Source organism: Gemmobacter aquatilis (genome assembly GCF_900110025.1).
GTDB lineage: Bacteria > Pseudomonadota > Alphaproteobacteria > Rhodobacterales > Rhodobacteraceae > Gemmobacter > Gemmobacter aquatilis.
The window spans coordinates 1-2,032 of the sequence record NZ_FOCE01000031.1 but is presented as its reverse complement, the minus strand read 5'-3'; the positions used below and the strand labels follow the sequence as shown (position 1 = coordinate 2,032).

At 59.5% G+C, this 2,032-nt stretch carries 2 protein-coding genes and 2 pseudogenes; 3 read left to right on the top strand and 1 reads right to left on the bottom strand.

The window, feature by feature from the left end; translation table 11 throughout:
• Positions 1–119: pseudogene (locus tag BMX43_RS20550) on the bottom strand (Mu transposase domain-containing protein); the annotation flags it as partial.
• Positions 120–246: 127 nt separating this feature from the next.
• Here BMX43_RS20550 and BMX43_RS19390 point away from each other — a divergent pair.
• From BMX43_RS19390 to BMX43_RS19380, 3 genes and pseudogenes are all read left to right on the top strand, one after another.
• Complete coding sequence (locus BMX43_RS19390) at positions 247–414, top strand: integrase core domain-containing protein (protein WP_091303907.1); 168 nt, start codon at positions 247–249, stop codon at positions 412–414.
• A 189-nt stretch (positions 415–603) separates the two neighbouring features.
• On the top strand, positions 604–1,614 hold the full coding sequence (locus tag BMX43_RS19385; protein ID WP_091303893.1) for an IS30 family transposase: 1,011 nt from the start codon (positions 604–606) through the stop codon (positions 1,612–1,614).
• Positions 1,615–1,664: 50 nt separating this feature from the next.
• Positions 1,665–2,032: pseudogene (locus BMX43_RS19380) on the top strand (Mu transposase domain-containing protein); the annotation flags it as partial.

Here is a 2,032-nt window from a genome sequence, read left to right as displayed (position 1 = left end):
CGGATGTCGACCTTCTTGCCGATCAGGCGGTGCGGCACGGAATAAAAACTGTGCAGCACGTCGATGTGGTAATCAGGATGAACCTTGGCCTGCTTTGTTGATTTCCACCCCATCAGTTCTGGGTGGAAATCAACAGGCCTATGCCCAGAAAATAACCACACCCATATCGTAGGGACCTCGTCTCGTACTCCCGGACGAGCTACCGATACCATCGCATCTGCCACCCGCTGAACGCACCAGCGGAAAATCAATGGGGCGCAGCCAGCGCATACATCGCAGGCCAGGACTGGCATCGGGCGCTGGATCACCTTCTACAACCACCATCGCCCACACACAGCCCATGGCGGACAGCCGCCCGCTGTGGTCTACTTCAACACCATCGAAATCGATAAGCAGGTGCAGGCAGTAGCTTAAATCAGCCAGAATTCTGTCCAAGGATCGGGGAGTAGCTCACTCTGCGCGCATTCTGGGCGGAATGATTATTCAATGAAGTCAATAAGTACATAATAACTATTATCGGATTATTGTATGTAAGCGGGGTGGATTCAAGCTTGAAGTGCGACTTTTGAGTAAAAGCAATGTGTTGCTCAAAGGAGGATTCGCATGCCCCGCTCATATGTCCACCTCAGCCTCGAAGATCGTCGCAAGATCGCCCGCTGGCATGACGCAAAGATGCCGGTCCTGGAGATAGCCCATCGGCTCGGCCGCCACCGTGCCACGATCCACCGCGAGCTGAAGCGCAACCGGTTCGTCGACGCCGAGTTGCAAGATCTCTCCGGCTACTACGCTCTGAATGCCCAGTCCAAATCGGAGGCTCGGAGAGCGGGCTTGCGGAAATTGATCCGCCATCTTGAGCTTCGGTCGGTGGTCGTCGATCGGCTGAAGACGGGCTGGACGCCCGAGCAGATTGCTGGTCGCCTGCGCCTTGATGGCAGTGAATTGCAGGTCAGTCACGAAACGATCTACCAGTTTTCCTATTCCAAAGACGGCCATGCCATCGACTTCTGGCGCCACCTGCCCGAGCATCGCCGTCGCAGGCGGGGTCGTGGAAAGCGGCGCGCCCAAGCTCATAGATTTGCTGATGAATTGTCGATCAAGCTCCGCCCAGAGGCCGTGGATGGCCGCGAAGAGTTTGGTCACTGGGAAGGAGATCTCATCCAGTTCCGCAAGGAATTGGGCCCAGCCAATGTGACCTCCTTGGTCGAAAGGGTCAGCCGCTTCACGCTCCTCTTGAAGAATGCGGACAGGAAATCGAAGCCCGTGATGGAAGGGATCATCTCGGGCCTCTGCCCGCTCCCGTTCCATGCCCGGCGCTCCATCACCTTCGACAGAGGATTCGAGTTCCTGGCCTGGCCTCATCTGCAGGCCAGCCTCGGCGTCGCCGCCTGGTTCTGCGACCCGCAAGCCCCCTGGCAGAAAGGCACCAACGAGAACACCAATGGTCGCGCCCGCCGCTATCTGCCCCGTGAAACCGACCCGATGGCGCTGACCAATCACGCCTTGGTGGCGATCTGTCAGCGCCTCAACGCCACGCCCCGGAAGTGCCTGGGCTACTGCACCCCCGCCGAAGTCTTCCGCGAAAAGCTCTTGGCCGAGCCCGGCACCCTGCCCTAATCTCAACCGCGCTCAAATGCGCGCTTCGGCCTGAATCCACAATCACCGGTACGACCGTGCAGCCCACCCGGCCGCGCAAGCCCCGCGACAAGGGCAAGGTCGAGGGTGCGGTGCTGATCGTCGAGCGCTGGATCCTGGCCCGCCTGCGCAACATGCAGTTCTTCTCCGTCGAGGCGCTGAACGCGGCCATCGCAGAGCTTCTGGCCGACCTGAATGACCGCCCGATGCGCCGGATCGGCCGGTCGCGCCGCGATCTGTTCATCGAGATCGAGCGTCCCGCCCTGCGCGATCTGCCGCTCGAGCCTTTCGAATATGCCGAGTGGAAGCAGGCCAAGGTTCATCCTGATTACCACATCGACGTGCTGCACAGTTTTTATTCCGTGCCGCACCGCCTGATCGGCAAGAAGGTCGACATCCG

Excerpts from the sequence above, each read along its gene's own strand:
- BMX43_RS19385 (WP_091303893.1), top strand. The coding sequence starts at position 604 with ATGCCCCGCTCATATGTCCACCTCAGCCTCGAAGATCGTCGCAAGATC.